The following is a 2,508-nucleotide window of genomic DNA, read 5'->3' on the forward strand; positions in this document are numbered from 1 at the left end:
GCGCGCCGCACCGAACCCCCAACCCTCGAACACCCGCACCATGCACATCCAGAATTTTGACCACTTGCTCGAAGTCGCCCGCAGCCAGTCCGATCCGCAGCGCCTGTTGCTGGTGTTCGTGGGCGCCGAACTGCCCGACGATTGCACGCCCGAACAACGGGCGAATTTCGAAGCCGGCCATGGCGGCGCCCTGGTGCCGCTGATGTGTGTGGACAAATGGCCCGAGCAGCTGCTGTCGTTTTCCGCGCTCACCGAAGAGGCCGATGCGTTCGGTCTTTCGTGGCGCTTTGTCTTGGCCGGTGCACTCTCGGGGGTGGCCGGGCAGGCGCCCAGCGACGAGGCCACGACCCAGGCGCTGGACCAGCTGGTCGAGCAGGTGAAACGGGGCCGTTTCGAGACGCTGATTCCGTTCGACCACGCGGGTCTGCCGGTGAGCATGGCCTGACATGAAAGTCCGCGTATCCGCCCTGCCGCAGAAGCCGCGCAACCTGCCCGGATACCACGCGCCGGGCGCGGGTTTTGAGGCCCCGTTCGAGATGCTGGCGGCCTGCCACGAGCGGGTGGAACGCATGCTGACCTTGATCGTGAAACTGCAGCAACACCTGCAACAAAAGGGTTTCGACGACAGCGCCGCGCAGGCCGCGCGCGACGTGATGCGCTACTTCGACCTGGCCGCGCCGCTGCACCACGAGGACGAAGAGCGGCACGTGTTTCCGGCCCTGATGGCCGGGCCCGATGCGTCCATCAAGGCGCTGGTGTTGCGCTTGATCCAGGACCACCGGCAAATGGGCGTGGCCTGGGTGGGCGCCAAGGCGGTGCTGCAAGTGGTGGCCGATGCCAGCCCCGCCAGCTGGCGGCCTTTGACCGCGTGGCAAAGCGCCGCGCTGAACGGCTTTGCCGGTTTGTACCGCCAGCACCTCGACGACGAAGACCAGCTGGTCTACCCGGCGGCGCAGGTCCAGCTCACAGAGACGGCCTTGGCGGCCATGGGCGAAGACATGATGCAACGCCGGGGTGTGAAGCCCACCGGCCCGGTCTGATACGGATTCGCCTTGGCGGGCTACAGCACAGTCTGCGGCTCCCGCCTTCCTCTCCGCCTGAATGCAAGCCCGTAGGAGGCGCGGCCAGCGCACGCCGCCGGGCGGCGTCGGTTCTGCGAAGATGGCATGTCCATGAACACCGACTGGCCCATCCTGTATTCGTTTCGGCGCTGCCCGTATGCGATCCGCGCGCGCATGGCCTTGCGCAGTGCGGGTGTGGCGGTCGAGTTGCGTGAGGTCGTGCTGGGCAACAAGCCCCCGGCCTTGATCGCGCTCTCACCCAAGGCCACGGTGCCGGTGCTGCGCTGTGCCGATGGCCAGGTGATCGACGAGAGCCTGGCCATCATGCATTGGGCGTTGCGGCACAACGACCCGCAAGCCTGGTTGCCAGCGGCCGAAGCCCCGCAGAACCAGCAACTGGTGGCGCAGAACGACGGCCCGTTCAAACAGGCGCTGGACCGCTACAAGTACGCCGACCGTTACCCCGGGCGCAGCCAGACCGAATACCGTGGCGACGCACAAGACGCCATGCTCGCCGCGCTGGAAGAACGGCTGGTGCAAGCCGCGTTTCTGGGGGGTGCGGCGCCCTGTTTGAGCGACGTGGCCATCTTCCCGTTTGTGCGGCAGTTTGCGGCGGTGGACGCGGCCTGGTTCGAGACTTCGCCCTGGCCGGCGACCCGGCGCTGGTTGCGGCACTGGCTGGAGAGCCCACAATTCACCGGCGTTATGGACAAGGCCCGGCCCTGGCAGCCCGGGCAGGCGCCGCTTCAGGCTTTCGGGCGCCAGTAAGACGCCATCAGCTCGCGCGCCCATGGGGGCTCGCGCAGCTCGCCGCGCGGCAGGTAACCCGACCACACGGGTTTGATATCGAGCACCGGCGAGCCGTCCACCGCGTCCAGGCCCATGAGCTGCAACACCGTGTCTTCTACCGCCAGCAACTGGCAGACCGAGACGCCAATGCGGTTGGGCCGCATGCGGCCGCGCTGCGCAAAAATCCCCACGCGCGGCCAGTCGGCCCGGTTGCGCGGATGGCGCGCGCCGAGTTCGGTGGCTTCGTCGGCTTCCAGGTGGAAGTGGTAGAGCACCTCGATGTGCGAGAGCGCTTCCAGGCCGAGCAGCGCCTCGGCGGTGAAACGGGTGGTGTCGAGTTCGATGCGGCAACGGTTGTCGCCCCAATGGTCTTTGCTGGCTTCGCGGCGTCCACCGCGCACCCAGCCAATGGCTTGCATCTGGATGGGCATCTGCGTCAGGGCGCGAAGTCGTCGACCTGGATCACCCGGTCGGCCGCCAGCAAATACGCCAGCGCCGCCACCGGATCGCTGGCCGTGGCCGCGGCCTCTTCCAGCGAGCGCGTGCGCCGCAGCGCCTTGTTGAGTGCGGGCAGATCTGGCGCCACCACGCGCGCGGCGTCCAGCGCCGTCATCAAGTCGAGCAGGCCGCCGCTGCGCGGTTTGCCCACGTCGGGGCA

At 67.9% G+C, this 2,508-nt stretch carries 4 protein-coding genes and 1 pseudogene; 3 read left to right on the forward strand and 2 right to left on the reverse strand.

All coding sequences use genetic code 11. The features are described 5' to 3' along the window. The 3 genes from ABYB95_RS21465 to ABYB95_RS21475 form a co-directional block, all read left to right on the forward strand. A partial coding sequence (locus ABYB95_RS21465; RefSeq protein ID WP_372661723.1) for a hypothetical protein occupies positions 1 to 445 on the forward strand: 445 nt, incomplete at its 5' end. A gap of 1 nt (position 446) precedes the next feature. Next, a complete protein-coding gene (locus ABYB95_RS21470) occupies positions 447 to 1,040 on the forward strand; it encodes a hemerythrin domain-containing protein (protein ID WP_372661726.1) in 594 nt (197 codons plus the stop codon). Between the two features lie 126 nt (positions 1,041 to 1,166). Then, positions 1,167 to 1,829 (forward strand): glutathione S-transferase, encoded by a 663-nt coding sequence (locus ABYB95_RS21475; protein WP_372661729.1) that lies wholly within the window; start codon positions 1,167 to 1,169, stop codon positions 1,827 to 1,829. On the opposite strand, the gene ABYB95_RS21480 is transcribed toward ABYB95_RS21475, so the two are convergent. Both ABYB95_RS21480 and ABYB95_RS21485 read right to left on the reverse strand, forming a co-directional pair. Beyond that, the gene (locus ABYB95_RS21480) at positions 1,808 to 2,281 is read right to left on the reverse strand and encodes an SAM-dependent methyltransferase (protein WP_372661732.1); all 474 of its coding nucleotides are present in this window, start codon (positions 2,279 to 2,281) and stop codon (positions 1,808 to 1,810) included. The genes ABYB95_RS21475 and ABYB95_RS21480 overlap by 22 nt on opposite strands. Positions 2,282 to 2,286: 5 nt before the next feature. After that, positions 2,287 to 2,508: pseudogene (locus ABYB95_RS21485) on the reverse strand (acyl-CoA dehydrogenase); the annotation flags it as partial.

Origin of the sequence: Hydrogenophaga sp. (genome assembly GCF_041633695.1) — a bacterium.
Taxonomy (GTDB): Bacteria; Pseudomonadota; Gammaproteobacteria; order Burkholderiales; family Burkholderiaceae_C; genus Hydrogenophaga.